General features: G+C 53.4%; 12 protein-coding genes. 5 read left to right on the top strand and 7 right to left on the bottom strand.

Annotation, left to right across the window (positions count from 1 at the left end):
- Positions 1-97: 97 nt before the first annotated feature.
- Positions 98-1,270 (bottom strand): amidohydrolase, encoded by a 1,173-nt coding sequence (locus tag NST26_RS13095; protein ID WP_340979247.1) that lies wholly within the window; start codon positions 1,268-1,270, stop codon positions 98-100.
- 240 nt (positions 1,271-1,510) lie between these two features.
- Between NST26_RS13095 and NST26_RS13090 the strand changes: the two genes are divergently transcribed.
- Both NST26_RS13090 and ftsW read left to right on the top strand, forming a co-directional pair.
- Entirely contained in the window at positions 1,511-1,858 is a 348-nt protein-coding gene (locus NST26_RS13090; protein WP_076074345.1) for a YugN family protein, read from the top strand.
- Positions 1,855-3,123 (top strand): putative lipid II flippase FtsW, encoded by a 1,269-nt coding sequence (gene ftsW / locus NST26_RS13085; protein WP_340979246.1) that lies wholly within the window; start codon positions 1,855-1,857, stop codon positions 3,121-3,123. The genes NST26_RS13090 and ftsW overlap by 4 nt, the downstream gene beginning before the upstream one ends.
- A 101-nt stretch (positions 3,124-3,224) precedes the next feature.
- Here ftsW and NST26_RS13080 read toward each other — a convergent pair whose 3' ends face one another.
- A complete protein-coding gene (locus NST26_RS13080) occupies positions 3,225-3,590 on the bottom strand; it encodes an Asp23/Gls24 family envelope stress response protein (RefSeq protein ID WP_036695005.1) in 366 nt (121 codons plus the stop codon).
- A 154-nt stretch (positions 3,591-3,744) separates the two neighbouring features.
- On the opposite strand from NST26_RS13080, the gene cax reads away from it, so the two are divergent.
- A complete protein-coding gene (gene cax, locus NST26_RS13075) occupies positions 3,745-4,815 on the top strand; it encodes a calcium/proton exchanger (protein ID WP_036729453.1) in 1,071 nt (356 codons plus the stop codon).
- A 144-nt stretch (positions 4,816-4,959) separates the two neighbouring features.
- Here cax and NST26_RS13070 read toward each other — a convergent pair whose 3' ends face one another.
- The 5 genes from NST26_RS13070 to NST26_RS13050 form a co-directional block, all read right to left on the bottom strand.
- A complete protein-coding gene (locus NST26_RS13070; RefSeq protein ID WP_036695007.1) occupies positions 4,960-5,262 on the bottom strand; it encodes a YlaN family protein in 303 nt (100 codons plus the stop codon).
- Between the two features lie 181 nt (positions 5,263-5,443).
- On the bottom strand, positions 5,444-5,686 hold the full coding sequence (locus NST26_RS13065) for an HPr family phosphocarrier protein (RefSeq protein WP_036695008.1): 243 nt from the start codon (positions 5,684-5,686) through the stop codon (positions 5,444-5,446).
- Positions 5,687-5,825: 139 nt separating this feature from the next.
- Positions 5,826-6,941 carry an aminopeptidase gene (locus NST26_RS13060; RefSeq protein ID WP_340979245.1) on the bottom strand — a complete coding sequence of 372 codons (1,116 nt, stop codon included), beginning with the start codon at positions 6,939-6,941 and terminating at the stop codon, positions 5,826-5,828.
- Positions 6,942-7,038: 97 nt separating this feature from the next.
- Entirely contained in the window at positions 7,039-7,902 is an 864-nt protein-coding gene (locus NST26_RS13055; protein ID WP_340979244.1) for a hypothetical protein, read from the bottom strand.
- A gap of 136 nt (positions 7,903-8,038) precedes the next feature.
- Positions 8,039-10,045 (bottom strand): sensor domain-containing diguanylate cyclase, encoded by a 2,007-nt coding sequence (locus NST26_RS13050; protein WP_340979243.1) that lies wholly within the window; start codon positions 10,043-10,045, stop codon positions 8,039-8,041.
- Between the two features lie 473 nt (positions 10,046-10,518).
- Here NST26_RS13050 and rpsD point away from each other — a divergent pair, with 473 nt between their 5' ends.
- Both rpsD and NST26_RS13040 read left to right on the top strand, forming a co-directional pair.
- The gene (gene rpsD / locus NST26_RS13045; protein ID WP_036729464.1) at positions 10,519-11,118 is read left to right on the top strand and encodes a 30S ribosomal protein S4; all 600 of its coding nucleotides are present in this window, start codon (positions 10,519-10,521) and stop codon (positions 11,116-11,118) included.
- Between the two features lie 324 nt (positions 11,119-11,442).
- A complete protein-coding gene (locus NST26_RS13040) occupies positions 11,443-14,403 on the top strand; it encodes a transglycosylase domain-containing protein (protein WP_340979242.1) in 2,961 nt (986 codons plus the stop codon).
- Positions 14,404-14,446 lie beyond the last annotated feature (43 nt).

The raw sequence follows: 14,446 nt of genomic DNA, 5'->3' as shown, positions 1-14,446 counted from the left end.
CATCACTTCTTTGACTGTCTTCAAGAATGAACCCTCCTGTCCACGTAACCATGGCATTTGAGAGTAGTTTTTCCTGGAGCGGTAACATTTATACGGATTAGGACTCATTCAGACAGGAGTCGGCCATAGCGACCAGCAGCTTCACGCCATAGAGCATAGCATCCTCATCGAAATCAAATTTGCTGTGATGGTGCGGATAGACGGCATCCTTGGCCGCGTTGCCCGCACCGACGAAGATGAAGCAGCCGGGAATCTCCTGAACATAATAGGAAAAGTCCTCCGCCGGCATAATCTTCTCCATCAGCATCACTTGGGCATCTGTACCCAGCGCCTCAGGGGCAACACGGGCGAAGCGTTCATACTCAGCAATGTCATTCACCAGCGGCGGGTACCCCATCAGATAGTCCACCTTCGCCTCCGTCCCATAGGCTGCGGCTATAGACACCGCCAACTCTTCAATGCGGCGGCGGATCAGATGACGTGTCTCTTCATCAAATGCCCGCACCGTCCCGGTAATCCGGCAGCGCTCGGCAATGATATTCTGGGCGGAACCGCCTTGCAGCGTTCCCACGCTGACCACAGCAGGCCGCAACGGATCAACGTTGCGGCTGACAATCGTCTGCAGCCCGGTAACCAGTGCCGCACCGGCCACAATGCTGTCTGCTGTGCGGTGGGGCATGCCGCCGTGCCCGCCCCGGCCGGTCAGATCAATGAAGAACTCATCGGCCGAAGCCATCAGCGGCCCCGGCGCACTGCCTACCGTCCCGAGCGGGAACGGCGTCCACAGATGCAGCCCGTAGACAGCATCCGCACCCGCAAGCACGCCTTCCGCAATCATGTCCACTGCACCGCCGGGACAGACCTCTTCCGCCGGCTGGAACAGAAAGCGGATCTCCCCCCTCAGTTCCTCCCGGCGGGAGCTGTAATACGCCGCCGCAGCCAGCAGCATGGCGGTATGCCCGTCATGCCCGCAGGCATGCATAACCCCGGGATGCTGGGAAGCATATTCCCGGCCGCTCTCCTCAGTAATACTCAGCGCGTCCATATCTGCACGCAGGACTACCGTTCTGCCAGTCTCCCGGCCTTTAAGTATGCCTGTCAATCCGTAGCCTGCTGCACTCGGCCGGACCTCAATCCCCAGCTCCGTGAGCCTTGCCCCAACATAAGCGGAGGTCTCCTTCTCCTGATAGGACAGCTCCGGATGACGGTGCAGATGGCGGCGCCATTTGATCATTTCCGGGAGCAGTTCCTCGATCTCTAACCTCTCCATAACTCTCCATTCCCTTCTCTGACAGCATCCTGCGGATAAGCCTGCGGGGCAAGCCCTTGAGCTCTGTCCGCTCCGCAGCCTGCCAACTTTCTTTTATTGTAGCAGAAACGCAAAAAAGTGGGTATTAATCAGCCTGTTCTACCTTGCACAACCCCGGGAAACAGACTATCATGAGGAAGAACAATAACAAATTTTAATTACAAATGAATCATTATACTTCATTAAGGGGAGTTGTGCGCTATGATATTTGAGAACACGGGCCTCGAAGGATTGAAGAGCGACCTTCTTTATCTCGACGAGAGTGCCTCCAAGGCAGGATTCATCAGATGGCAATGGGAATACTACCGCGCGACTTATGACTGCAAGATCGAAGACCGCAAGGACGGCGGCGAATACTTCCTGCGCATTAATACCCGTGCTGTGGAGGGGAAGCTGGAGAAGGCGGACGCGGTACTGGCGATTGAAGCTGTCTATCTGGGCAAGGCCACATTCCCCCACGGGCTGGAATATGAATCTCCGGTGCCTCAGCCGGTGCTTGAGGTAGCCCGGAAGCATATTAATGAATTGAAAGCGCTGCTGGAAGTTTGAGTGCCGCGAAGGGAAAGACGGCCGCCAAAGCCAACCCGTCCAAAAGAGGAACGCCCGATTTCCAGCTGCTTATTCTCACCCTGCTGTTCGTGGGCTTCGGCCTGCTGATGGTGTTCAGCTCCAGTTCCAGCTTAACCCTTGCCAGTGAGAAATACAGCAATAATGCATTTTTCTTCGTCAAAAAACAACTGATCTGGGCTGTGCTGGGCAGCTTCATCATGTTCGTGGTAATGAATATCCACTACAGTAAATTCAAGAAATGGTATGCCCCGATCTTCGTGATTACACTCGTCCTGCTGCTGTTCGTAGCAACCACCGAGGGGATTAACGGCGCCAAGAGCTGGATGAGTATCGGAACCCTTGGGATTCAGCCTACCGAGCTGGCCAAGATCTCTATCATTCTCTACCTGGCTGCCCTGATCACCAAAAAAGGCGAGCGCCTGCGCGATTTGCGGACAGGGTATATCCCGGTCATGGTTATCGTCGGCATCGTAGCCGGACTGATTATGCTCCAGCCGGACTTCGGCTCCTGTATGATTCTTGTCGCAACCAGCGGACTGATCATCTATGCCGGCGGCGCCAGTATGAAGCACATTATGGGCTCGATAGGCCTACTGATTCTGGGCGTGGCTCTCGTCTGGGGAGCCAAGACCGCCATTGACTCCCTGTCGCCGCAGACCGAGAAGGCTGAGATTAAGCAGGATTACCGTCAGGGCCGTATTGAAGCCTTCCTTGATCCGGAGAAAGATGCCTCGGGCAACGGCTATCATATCATGCAATCCCTTATCGCCCTAGGCGAAGGCGGAACACAAGGCTCCGGGTTTGGTAAGAGCATCCAAAAGCTTCACTACCTTCCTTATCCTTACACTGACTTTATATTTTCCGTCATCGGTGAGGAGCTCGGCTTCGTGGGAACAGCCTTGTTCCTGCTGCTCTATCTGTATTTTATCTGGAGAGGGATTCTGATTTCAATGCGGTGTACCGATCCCTTCGGCACCCTGGTCGGCATCGGAATCATGGGGCTCATCGCCATTCAGGCCTTCATCAATATCGGCGGTGTGACCAATACCATTCCGCTTACAGGGGTTACACTGCCCTTTATCAGCTACGGCGGCTCCTCGCTGCTTGTCACCATGCTCTGCATGGGGATCATGCTCAGCATCTCACGGGAGACCAACCGTCCGGCCAAGGAGGAAGTGGTGAAGTCTGTGACTACGGTCAGACAGGTACGCAACAACAGAAGTGCTGGCACCCGCGCACGCTAAGAGGCTACCTACATACAAATGAGGGTTGAGCCAACAAGTAGAAAGGCAGTCCGGAATATATTCCGGACTGCCTTTTGCATGGATGCCTAATATAATTGTGCTTAAGAAATCTCGTCGTTCTTGAAGGCTACGCCTTCGACCTTAACGTTAACCTCTACGATGTGAAGCCCGGTCATACTCTCCACAGCCTCGCGGACATTCTGCTGAAGCATGCGGCACACTTCATGAATCGGCGTTTCGTACAGTACGATGATGCGTAAGTCTACTGCAGCTTCCAATTGGCCAACTTCGACAGTAACACCCTTTTGCACGTTCTTGCCGCTCAGGCGCTTTGCCCAGCCCTCCGACAAACCGCCAGACATGGCTGCAATTCCGGGAGTCTCAAGCGCGGCCAGGCCGGCAATTTTTGAGACAACGTCATTCGATATCCGTATATTACCCAATTCCAGTTGAAGCTGTTCTGCCATGCCATATCCCCCCTACTCTCATTATCAATTATTGTAATTCCAAAGCGGCCTAAAAAGCAAATGACTTTCTCTCACCCCCGTTTACAGTCAGGAACAATTTGGGTATATTGATTATGAATTCAACCTACATATAGAGACTGGAGAGTGCTTACCCTTGAAAAAATGGATCTCACCGGCGCTGCTGGTCATCAGCTTCATCCTCAGCGCCATAGGGCATTACGCGAACTGGGATCATACCCTTCAGTTCATATTGTCTGCCGTTTCGGTCATCTTCGTGGCCGGGTTCCTCGGCCGGGCCACAGAGAGTGTAGCCCACTATGCCGGACAGCGGCTTGGAGGGTTCCTGAACGCAACCTTCGGCAATGCGGCCGAGCTGATCATCGCCTTCTTCCTGGTCAAGGAAGGACTGTTTGACATGGTCAAAGCAAGTCTGACCGGCTCCATCATCGGCAACCTGCTGCTCGTCCTCGGACTCAGTATTTTTGCCGGGGGCCTGAAGTTCAAGGTTCAGAACTTCAATGTCACACTCGCCGGTCTGAACGGCTCACTGATGATCGTTGCGGTTATCGCCCTGTTCGTCCCCGCCATGTTCTTCAACACGCATTCCATCACCGAGAAAGACACCAATGTGCTTAGCCTTGTCGTCGCCGGCCTCCTGATTGCCGCCTACCTCGCCTGGCTGGTCTTCTCCATGATCACACACAAGAAATACCTGGCGGATGTTACGGACGATACTGCGGAAGAGCTGCCGAATGAGCATGCTCCTGTCTGGTCCCGGAACCGTTCAATCCTCTACCTGGTCCTTGCCACAGTCATGGTCGCCTTCGTCAGTGAGTGGCTGGTCGGCACGCTGGAGACTCTCACCGAACGCTTCGGCTTCAGTGAGCTGTTCGTCGGCGCATTCCTTGTAGCGATTATCGGTAACGCCGCAGAACACAGCGCTGCCATTATGCTCGCCATGAAGAACAAGATCGGAGCCGCAGTCGAGATCGCCGTAGGCAGCAGTCTGCAGATTGCCCTGTTCGTCGCCCCTGTGCTGATCTTCGCCAGTTACTTCATGGGCAACACCATGTCGATTGTCTTCACCACGATTGAGATTGTAGCGATTGCCGTATCGGTGTTCATCGCCAAATCAATTATTCAGGACGGCGCAACCAACTGGTACGAAGGTCTCCTGCTGCTGGCGGTCTATTTGATTCTCGGTGTATCGTTCTATCTGGTCTGAAACACAAAACTTATAAATAATTGTAAAAAAACGCACATGATCGACCCCCGGGTCTTTCATGTGCGTTTTGTTGAAAATATAAGAATTAAACGGTACCGTCCTTTAACAAGGACGGCAAAGCCGTTTCCACTTGATGACCGGGACTTACATCTCCCGTTCCTCAGCCTTCTTGTTCAGTGCCTCGTATAGTACAGCCAAATTACGTTCCAGCTTGCTCAGCACCTGCTTGCCGGTAAGCTCCGGCACCAGCCCCGCTCTGACCGCAAAATCGACCTCTCTGGAGAAGCCGTACATCTGGGTATCCAGCACTTCCTCATAGAGAGGGCAGTAACGGGTTGCCAAATTCTCCATCTGTACTTCAATGAGCTTCTGAATTTTATCGGCATCTTCTTGAAGAAGATTGATTGCTTTGATATTGAGCTGTTCCTGCAAATCCGATGAAGTCATGCATTTTCCCCCCCATGTCCAAAAGTTACAGCAGCGATTGCTTATTATTCTTAATATTAGTCGAAATTAGGACCTAATACAAGATTTCAGTTTGGGTTATTCCTGAAGTTCCTGCAAAATCACCTGGTTCCACAGCAAAGACGCCCAGCCGCAAGGCCGGACGTCTGAGAAGAAACTGGAATTACTCTGCTACTACTGTAAAATTCAAATTGTGTTTGGCGAAAACTTCACTCATGGCTTTCTTGGCTTCCTCGGCATCTGTGCCATGTACATGCAGCTCATAGCTTTGGCTGGATACCAGGGTGGTGAACAAGCCCAGGATGCTCTTCACATCAATGTACTTGTTGTCCGCTTGAAGAACGATAGATGAATTAAATTGGCTTGCTGTCTGTGCAATATCCACGATTGCCGCATTGTTGGACATAGGAATCCCTCCGCAACTTGATTATATACTTATGTTCACTTGTTACCAATTCCATGATACATTGAATCCGCTTACTCACGCAAGGTGTTTCTTGGAAACCCGCCTTTACGTGCGTTTGGAATCCCGCTTTTGTACCATTTTATTTCAGGTTTTCCGGATTCAGACCTTCCAGCTCCGGCACCACAAAAATTCCGTCCTTACGGATCAGCACATCGTCGAAGTAAATTTCGCCGCCGCCGTAATCAGGACGCTGAATCAGCACGAGGTCCCAGTGAATGGACGAACGGTTGCCGTTGTCCGTCACATCATACGCCTGGCCCGGTGTGAAGTGCAGACTGCCGGCAATTTTCTCATCGAACAGAATATCCTTCATCGGATGCAGAATATAAGGGTTGAAGCCGATGGCGAACTCACCGATATGGCGCGCCCCGTCGTCGGAATCCAGAATTTCATTCAACCGCGCGGTATCATTGCTGGAAGCCTCTACGATCCGGCCGTTCTCGAACGTGAACTTCACATTCTCGAAGGTCACCCCGTTATAGATCGATGCGGCATTATAGCTGATCGTTCCATTCACGGAATCGCGGACAGGCGCGCTGTACACTTCTCCGTCCGGGATATTTTTCTGGCCGGAGCATTTCTCCGCCCCGATTCCCTTGATGGAGAATGTAAGGTCTGTTCCGGGACCGGATATACGCACCTTGTCGGTTCTGCGCATAAGCTCAGCCAGCGAATCCTGGGCCTTATCCATTTTGGCATAATCCAGGTTGCAGACTTCGAAGTAAAAGTCCTCGAAGGCCTCAGTGCTCGTGTTGGCGAGCTGAGCCATACTGGCGTTAGGATAACGCAGCACCACCCATTTGGTGTGCTTGACGCGCTGCTCGCTATGTACCGGGTGGGAATACAGGGAGTTGTAGAGCTTCATGTTCTCTTCCGGCACATCGGACAGATCATTGACATTCTCACCGGCACGGATGCCGATATAGCAGTCCATCTGCTTCATCCGGTTCAGGTCGATCTCCGCCCAGGTCTTGATGCCTTCAGGTGTTGCATATTTGAGCATACTGCGCAGAACAGTGCGGTCGGTCAGCTGCACAAATGCACGGCCTCCGGCCTTCCCCACTTCCTCCACAACGGCTTTGATCAAATCTCGTTCACTGCCGATCATTTCGACGAGCACATTCTCGCCGGGCTGTACGTTTACGGAGTAACCTACAAGGTTCGCCGCAAGCTTTTGAATCCGGGGATCATTCATCTGTCTCTCTCTTCCTTCCTCTTGCTGAAAATAAACATACCGTTATATTGTAGCACGCCTGCCATAGAGCGCAAGCCATCTGCGGGAAGGGAACCGCTCACTGATAACCATAGAAATCCACCTGCGTAATGTAGGCTTCTTCCGTGGTCGCACCGGCCTTGCCGGGGTAGGTTAGGGTGCGGTTCGAGGTCAGCCGGGTGGGCAGATTCCGCTTCGGGTCAACCTTAAGATAATATACCGTGCGGATATCCGCCTGGTTCAGCCTCTGCTGCAGCTCTGTCTGCTTCTGTTCCCACAGTGCGGTCTTAGCCGCAAGTGCCTTAGCCTGAGTGTCAGCAGGCGCAGCAGCACCTATTCTGGCAGCCGGCTTGATTGCCTGCATCTTCTGCGCAAGCTCTGCCGAGAGCTGTCTGCGCGCCTCCTCTGGCGTTAATTCAATGCGCAGGACCCGTGTCCCTCTGGCGCTGCCCGCTTCCTCCGTCACCTTCTTGCCCATCTTCTCCAGCTCCTCCAGCTGACGCAGCGGATTCAGCACCTCCAGGGGATTACTGCCGCCCAGGGCCGGAGAGGCCTGCTTCATCGTCCATTTCCCGTCCTCCTTCACCATCCGGGTATAGTAGACGGGCGCATCTCCCGAGCCCTGCTCCAGAGAACGCGGACCGGACTCCGCCGCAGAAGCGGGATGTCCGCCGTCCGGCAGGAGCGAATAGAGGCTGACCCGGTTATGATCTGCTACCTTTCCCCCATAGTAGAGCGAGGATTCCGGGATCGTTTTCCCGTCGATCAGCAGGGCAGCCGCCCCTTCAAAGGACACCCCGTCAGTGCCATCCATCCCCGCCATTACCAGATTCAAATCCTCCGCAGCCGGTTTGTCCTTCACACCCGCGCACCCGCTGAATGCAAGGCTGGAGAGCATCAGCAGGGCAAGAATTCCCGTGCGGATGCATCGTAAGTTCATCATGGCCATCAAGCCCTTTCCGCAAGAAAGTAGAGTGTACCTGTATTCTACCTAGGGTCTCCCTGAATGCAGGGCTTATACGCCGGATGACGCCCCCCTCACAAAGCATGCTTTTGCACAAAAGAAAAATCCTTAAGGCCTAAGCCCAAGGATTCTTCGAATTATTCTCTACGGTTTTGTTATCGATCACTACCTGGTTGCGCCCGTTGTTCTTGGCTTCGTAGAGCGCCATATCCGCCCGGTAAAAGAGAGATTCGACACTGACCCGGTCATCGGTCCAGCTCCACTCGGCGACTCCGCAGGACACGGTCACACGCGGCTCTGTCTCTCCCATCACACGCTTGCGGATACGCTCTCCTACGAATACGGCCTGCTGCACCCCAAGCTGAGGCAGATAGACTGCAAGCTCTTCCCCGCCCCATCTGGCGGCGACATCCCCCTGGCGGATCGAGGTCTTCACGATGTCGCTGACCTGCTTCAGGATTTTGTCCCCCTTCTGATGTCCATAGGTGTCGTTCACCATCTTGAACTGGTCAATGTCCACCACGATCAGGGTTCCGCAAAAATCACTGGACTGCCGCTGCTTAATCTCTTCATCCAGATAGTGGCGGGCAAAAAGTCCGGTCAGCGTATCCCGGTTCGCCAGGCGGCGCACCTCGGCATGCAGCCTCGCATTTCCAACAGCCAGCCCGATATGACCGGCCATCGCCTGCAGCAGCCGGTAGCTGTCATAGGAGAAGAAGTGGGCCTGCTTATGAGCAAGCATAATGGCTCCACGCACCTCTCCCCCCACATTCAGCGGAGTAGCGATCAGCGACTGTGCGCCGGTAGCATCCATCAGCGTCGAGGTCTGCCCCGCAGCATACTTGTAATCGGACAGCAGCAGCGGCTCTCCCGTAGCGTAAACCTTACCGCCGAGTCCCTGACTGCCATCCAATATTTCACCCAGCAGCGGCAGATAATTGCAGGCGATTACCTCAAGCCCGCCGCGTTCTTCATTCTTATGGAGGATACAGCAATAATCCGCCTCGAACATTGCCAGCAGCTCTTCAAAGGCAAACTGGAAAATATCGCCGAGCCTGAGGCTCTGATTCAGCCGCTGGGTAAGCTCATTGCTCATGCGGAGCTCCCTGATCAGCTGGTTGGAGCGTTCATACAGCTTCGCGTTCTCAAAGGCTGTACCGGCGGTATCCGCGACCATGGTCAGGAAGCTAAGATCCAGCTCATGGAAGGACGCCTTGTCCATAATCATATGAAACACACCGTATACCCCCTGCTTGCCGCCGAGCGGAAGCGCTACCTCAACCGTACCGTTCTCATCACGCCCGGCATGAAGCGTGACCCGCCCATCCTTGAAGGCCCGGTCACAGACATCATTGCCTGCCCATGTCAGCGGAAGCGGCTTGACCTGAGGATGCGTGCTGCGGTGGTCCTGGGACATGAACAAATCAAGCCGCGCCCCCGGATACATCGCAGCGATACTGTCAATGACCTCCGTCAGCACGGCATCTACATCAATGTTGTCATGCATACGCTGGACAATCTGAAAAAGCAGCGAACGGCGGCTGCCCTCACGCTCGGCATGCAGATGAATTCCCGCAAGATCCGAGACAAACACATGCTCAAACCGGTGATAAAAGCAGGTCTGGAAATGCATCGACATCGCTTCAGCCGTATGCTTCCCGCCCGACTCGTACTGCTCAGCAGGCATTCTGCAGCCAAGCACGGCAAAGATTTCCCGGTGCCCGCGCGTAAATACCGGCAAAGCCAGAAGGGTATAGGCTTGTCCTTCCTCCAGAACCTCGGCGGCATACATCCCGCCTGTCTGCAGGCAGATTCCCGCCGCTTCTTCCCACTCTGCTCTCCAGCGCCCCTGCCGGAATTCAGAGCCGGGTTCAATCCAATCACCTTCATAATTCAGCACACACCAGCTCCAGGCCTTCGCGAAGGAGGGGACTCCCTGTCCTTGCCATTCCCTGAAGCTCTCGGCAATCAAGCTGGCGGCATAGGGGAAATCGTGAGACACGATATCCGTCTCCTTCAGCCAGGCGGCGGGATCTACATCTTCTCCGCCGGATTGCCTCATGTCCTGTAACAGCATACGGCTGTCCCGATCCTTATGGCCGTATGCCTCCTGCTCTGACATAAAGAGGACCTCCTTTGCATCTTCAATCAGGCCAGACCGGAGTACGCCCCCTGATTCTATAGTAGAGACATTACCAATCCAGCGTAAATATAGTCAGGATATTTGAAATCACAGTTTTCCGATAACATCCAATTAGTTATATTTTACTCCCTTTCTTGAGGTATTGCATTATATTTTCCGCAAAACCGGGATTTTTTTTAGGACCAAAGAACTAACGACAAACATAGACAAAAACTCTTTTAAGTTGCGCTTGACTTTGACTGTCATTTTCATATAATATTTATTGTTGAACAAGACTGTAACAAGTCTTATTGGGCGTAACGTTGTGTCACCCTCTACGCATTTCGTTACTGCCAGGGCAGCGGCTGAACTTCCCTCGGCAGTGTGAAACCATTTAACGCTTTCACGGATACGAATTGCGGCGCAAATAGGCCCTACAATACATTTTTTCATTAAAAGGAGTCTACTATAATATGGCACGTTACACCGGACCTAAATTCAAACTCAGCCGTCGTCTGGGCATTTCCCTTAGCGGTACAGGCAAAGACCTGAAACGCCCTTTCCCACCAGGACAGCACGGCGCTAACCAACGCAGAAAAGTAAGTAACTACGGAATGCAGCTTTTGGAAAAACAAAAACTGCGTCACATGTACGGCCTGGGCGAAAAGCAGTTTAAAACTCTTTTCACTAAGGCACAAAAGCTCCAGGGTATTGCGGGCGAAAACTTCATGTTCCTGCTCGAAAGCCGCCTGGACAACCTGGTTTACCGTCTTGGATTCGCTAACTCCCGTGCAGGCGCACGTCAGTTGGTATCCCACGGCCACGTAACCGTTAACGGCAAAAAAGTCGACATCGCTTCTTACCGTGTAAGCATTGGCGACGTTATCGGACTCCGCGAAAGAAGCCGCGCTATGACTTCGATCAAGGAAGCTCTCGAGAACCGTAACCACCTTCCGGCTTACCTGGAATATGCTGACGGATCGTTTGAAGGCAAATATATCCGTTTGCCAGAACGTGCTGAGCTGTCCCAGGATATCGATGAGAAGCAAATCGTCGAATTCTACAACCGTTAAGATTCGCTTAGAGCGGAATCTGATCAAAGCTCCCGGATTTCTATCCGGGAGCTTTTTTTATGATAAGAATGTATGTGTTTTGGGGCCCCCGCAAAGTTTTTGGGTCATCATCGCAAGTGGAAACGGCTTTGCCGTCCTTTTAGAGGACGGTACCGTTTCAACGAGAAATAGAAGGATAATTTATCGTGTGCAACATATAAAGTCTTATATTTAAGCTGAAGTCCCCACTTTGTGGGGTTATTTTAAAAATCCTCTCCGGCAGAAGCGCATTCAAAAACGCCAAATTGTGCTATAATAGTTCCGTTAAAAGGAGGATTATCGTCGATGGTTGAGGAGAAGAAAAAGAAGACCGCAAAACAGCGTCCACCGCGCAGATCCTGGCTCCGCAGGTTCGGTTCAGTTGTGAAGTGGATGTTCATACTCGGTATACTCGGCTGCCTGTTCGCCGGCGGCGCTGTAGCCGGCTACGTCACTTCAATAGTGAAGGACGACCCGGTCCGGCCCGAAGAACTAATCCAGCAGCAGGTTGGGCTGAACGCCATTACCGGCTTTGCCTATTTCAGTGACGGACAGCCGATCGGCCAGCTCCGCACAGAAGAAGACCGCAGACTTATTGAATTCAACGATATTCCGCAGCTTGTGATTGATGCCGTTCTCGCTATAGAGGACAATAATTTCTACAATCATAAAGGGGTGGATTTCAGCGGCACCCTGCGGGCAGTCAAGCAAAAGGTACTGAATGAATCCGTTCAGACCGGGGGCAGTACCCTGACCCAGCAGCTTGCACGGCGCGTGTTCCTGAACCTGGACCGCACGGAAGACCGCAAGGTGAAGGAAATCCTGCTCTCCCTGCGGCTGGAACGTTTCTTGTCCAAGCAGGAGATTTTAACGGCTTATTTAAATAAGGTTCCTTTCGGGAACGGTTCCAACGGCTATAATGTATTTGGTATCAAGGCCGCCGCCAAAGGCATCTTCGGCCTGGATGATCTGGAGAAGCTGAATGTGGCCCAGGCGGCGTATCTCGCCGGCTTGCCGCAGCTCCCTTCCAAGTATTCTGCGTTCAACGGCGTAGGCGAATTCAACGAGACGGCCTTCGGCCGGGCGATGGACCGCCAGAAGCTGGTCTTGCGGCGGATGCTGGAGGAGAACAAAATTACCACCTCCCAATACGACGAGGCGCTGCTCTTCGACATCAAGAGCTCTCTTGCACCGCATACGAAGAAGGCCTATGCCACCTTCCCTTATCTCATGATGGAGACCGAACGCAAAGCGTCCGAGATCCTGCTGAAGCTGAACCAGGGCACGGCAGACAAGGCAGCCACTGCTAACGATTCCGCCCAGCTTCTGGAGGAAGCCCGCCAGCAGCTGATGACCGGCGGCTACCGGGTGTACACCACCATAGACAAGAAAGTGTACAGTGCGATGCACAGTGTCTCGGATGACAGCAGTAATTTCACCAAGGACAGCAAGGCTAGAGGCAAGGAACAGACAGCCGGCATGATGATCAACAATAAGACCGGCGCGATTCTCGGCATGATTGAAGGGCGCGATTTCAACATCGAGCAGATGAACTATGCCACCCAGATGATCCGCCAGCCAGGCTCTACCATGAAGCCGATTGCAGCGTACCTGCCTGCACTGGATGCAGGGCTGATTCAGCCTGCCGGCATTCTGGATGATGCGCCGATTGTCATGAAGGACGGGGGTAAAGGCTACCACATTCCCAAGAATGCCAACAACCGTTATCAGGGTCTGGTTACCGCCCGGTATGCCCTGAACAAATCCCTGAACCTTCCCGCCTTGAAGCTGTTCAACGACAAGGTGGGAATTGAGAAGGCCTGGGCCTTCTCCAAGAAGCTGGGGATTACCACCATCCAGGACAATGACTATAGCGCTCAGACCGGGGTTATCGGGGGGCTGCGTTACGGGGTATCCGTGGAAGAGCTGACTAATGCTTATTCCTCCATCGGTAACGGCGGTGCCTTCAATGATGCTTATATGATCGAGAAGATCGTGGACAGTCAGGGCAAAATCGTCTACGAGCATAAAGTCAACCCGGAACAGGTCTTCTCCAAGCAGACCGCTTATCTGATGACGGATATGCTGCGTACCGTAATTACTGACGGAACAGCAACTACAGTGAAGAGGAACTACAAGCATTTCAAGGAAGTTCCAATTGTCGGCAAAACCGGCTCCACCCAGAACTACGGGGATGTCTGGTTCATGGGCTATTCCCCGGATGTCACCCTTGGAATTTGGGTGGGCTACAAAGAGCAGGTCAATACCCTTCAGGGGGATACGCAGAAGCGTCAGGCGCAGACCCTGTGGGCCAAGGTTATGAATACAGTGATTGACAAGCGTCCCGAGCTGTTCACCACGAAGGAATTCGCCCAGCCGGAAGGCATCGTCAAGGCAACAGTCTCGGCATACAGCGGCAAGAAGCCTTCCAAGCTGACGGACAGATTCACAACGGATCTGTTCAACGCGAAATTTGTTCCTAAGGAGAGCGATGACGGAATCTCCAATGCCAAATACATCACTTATAACGGGGTGAACTACATCCCTCTTGAAGGAACTCCTGAGGATTTTTTGAAGGAGAAAATCGTAGTCAAGCGCGAGAAGCCGATTCAGGAGCTGGTCAAAGAGCTGCTGGCCGCCTTCCCGGCGATGAAGTCGCATGAGTCGCTATCGTACTACATGCCGCAGGATGCCAAAACCGACTATCCGACCGAGGTCGATCCGCGGGTCGATGACGGCAACGGGCCAAGTGCTCCCGGTGAAGTCATGGTCTCCTACAGCACAGGCAAGGCTGTAGTTACCTTCACTCCAAGCGGTTCGCCGGATGTTGTCGGCTACCGCCTCTACCGTTCCCTGAACGGCGGATCTTTCCAGAAGCAAGCCGTTCTCGCGGCTGGAGAGAGCACCGTCTTCAGGCCGGGTACTCCGGCAGGCGCTAATGCTAGCTTCTATGTGGCTGCCGTGGACGTAGCCGGACATGAGACTGCTTCCGGCAGTGTGGCTGGCGGCATTAAGCCTACACCTGAGCCGACACCAACTCCGGAACAGACGCCGGACGCTGAGCCGACACCGGACGCCGGAATCATCCCGGACAGTACGGAAGACCCTGGCATGATCATTGTTCAGCCGCCTGCTGTGGATACTTCTACTCCATTAGGCGGTACCAATGCTGGCGGCGGAAAGCCTGCAGGCAATGCCAACGGGAATACGGGCGGGAATGCCGGAGGCAGTACCGCTACTAACGCACCAGGCAACTCCGGACGTTAAGCTCATCAGGCAGACTTCAGTAAAAGCTTCAAAAGCCCGTTCC

The sequence above is a fragment of the Paenibacillus sp. FSL R7-0128 genome, from assembly GCF_038002245.1.
GTDB lineage: Bacteria > Bacillota > Bacilli > Paenibacillales > Paenibacillaceae > Paenibacillus_AQ > Paenibacillus_AQ silagei.
This window is presented reverse-complemented; position numbering and strand designations above follow the sequence as displayed.

Coding starts and splice junctions, on each gene's coding strand:
- NST26_RS13095 (WP_340979247.1), bottom strand. CDS start 1,270: ATGGAGAGGTTAGAGATCGAGGAACTGCTCCCGGAAATGATCAAATGG.
- NST26_RS13090 (WP_076074345.1), top strand. CDS start 1,511: ATGATATTTGAGAACACGGGCCTCGAAGGATTGAAGAGCGACCTTCTT.
- NST26_RS13080 (WP_036695005.1), bottom strand. CDS start 3,590: ATGGCAGAACAGCTTCAACTGGAATTGGGTAATATACGGATATCGAAT.
- NST26_RS13070 (WP_036695007.1), bottom strand. CDS start 5,262: ATGACTTCATCGGATTTGCAGGAACAGCTCAATATCAAAGCAATCAAT.
- NST26_RS13065 (WP_036695008.1), bottom strand. CDS start 5,686: ATGTCCAACAATGCGGCAATCGTGGATATTGCACAGACAGCAAGCCAA.
- NST26_RS13060 (WP_340979245.1), bottom strand. CDS start 6,941: ATGAATGATCCCCGGATTCAAAAGCTTGCGGCGAACCTTGTAGGTTAC.
- NST26_RS13055 (WP_340979244.1), bottom strand. CDS start 7,902: ATGATGAACTTACGATGCATCCGCACGGGAATTCTTGCCCTGCTGATG.
- NST26_RS13050 (WP_340979243.1), bottom strand. CDS start 10,045: ATGTCAGAGCAGGAGGCATACGGCCATAAGGATCGGGACAGCCGTATG.
- rpsD (WP_036729464.1), top strand. CDS start 10,519: ATGGCACGTTACACCGGACCTAAATTCAAACTCAGCCGTCGTCTGGGC.
- NST26_RS13040 (WP_340979242.1), top strand. CDS start 11,443: ATGGTTGAGGAGAAGAAAAAGAAGACCGCAAAACAGCGTCCACCGCGC.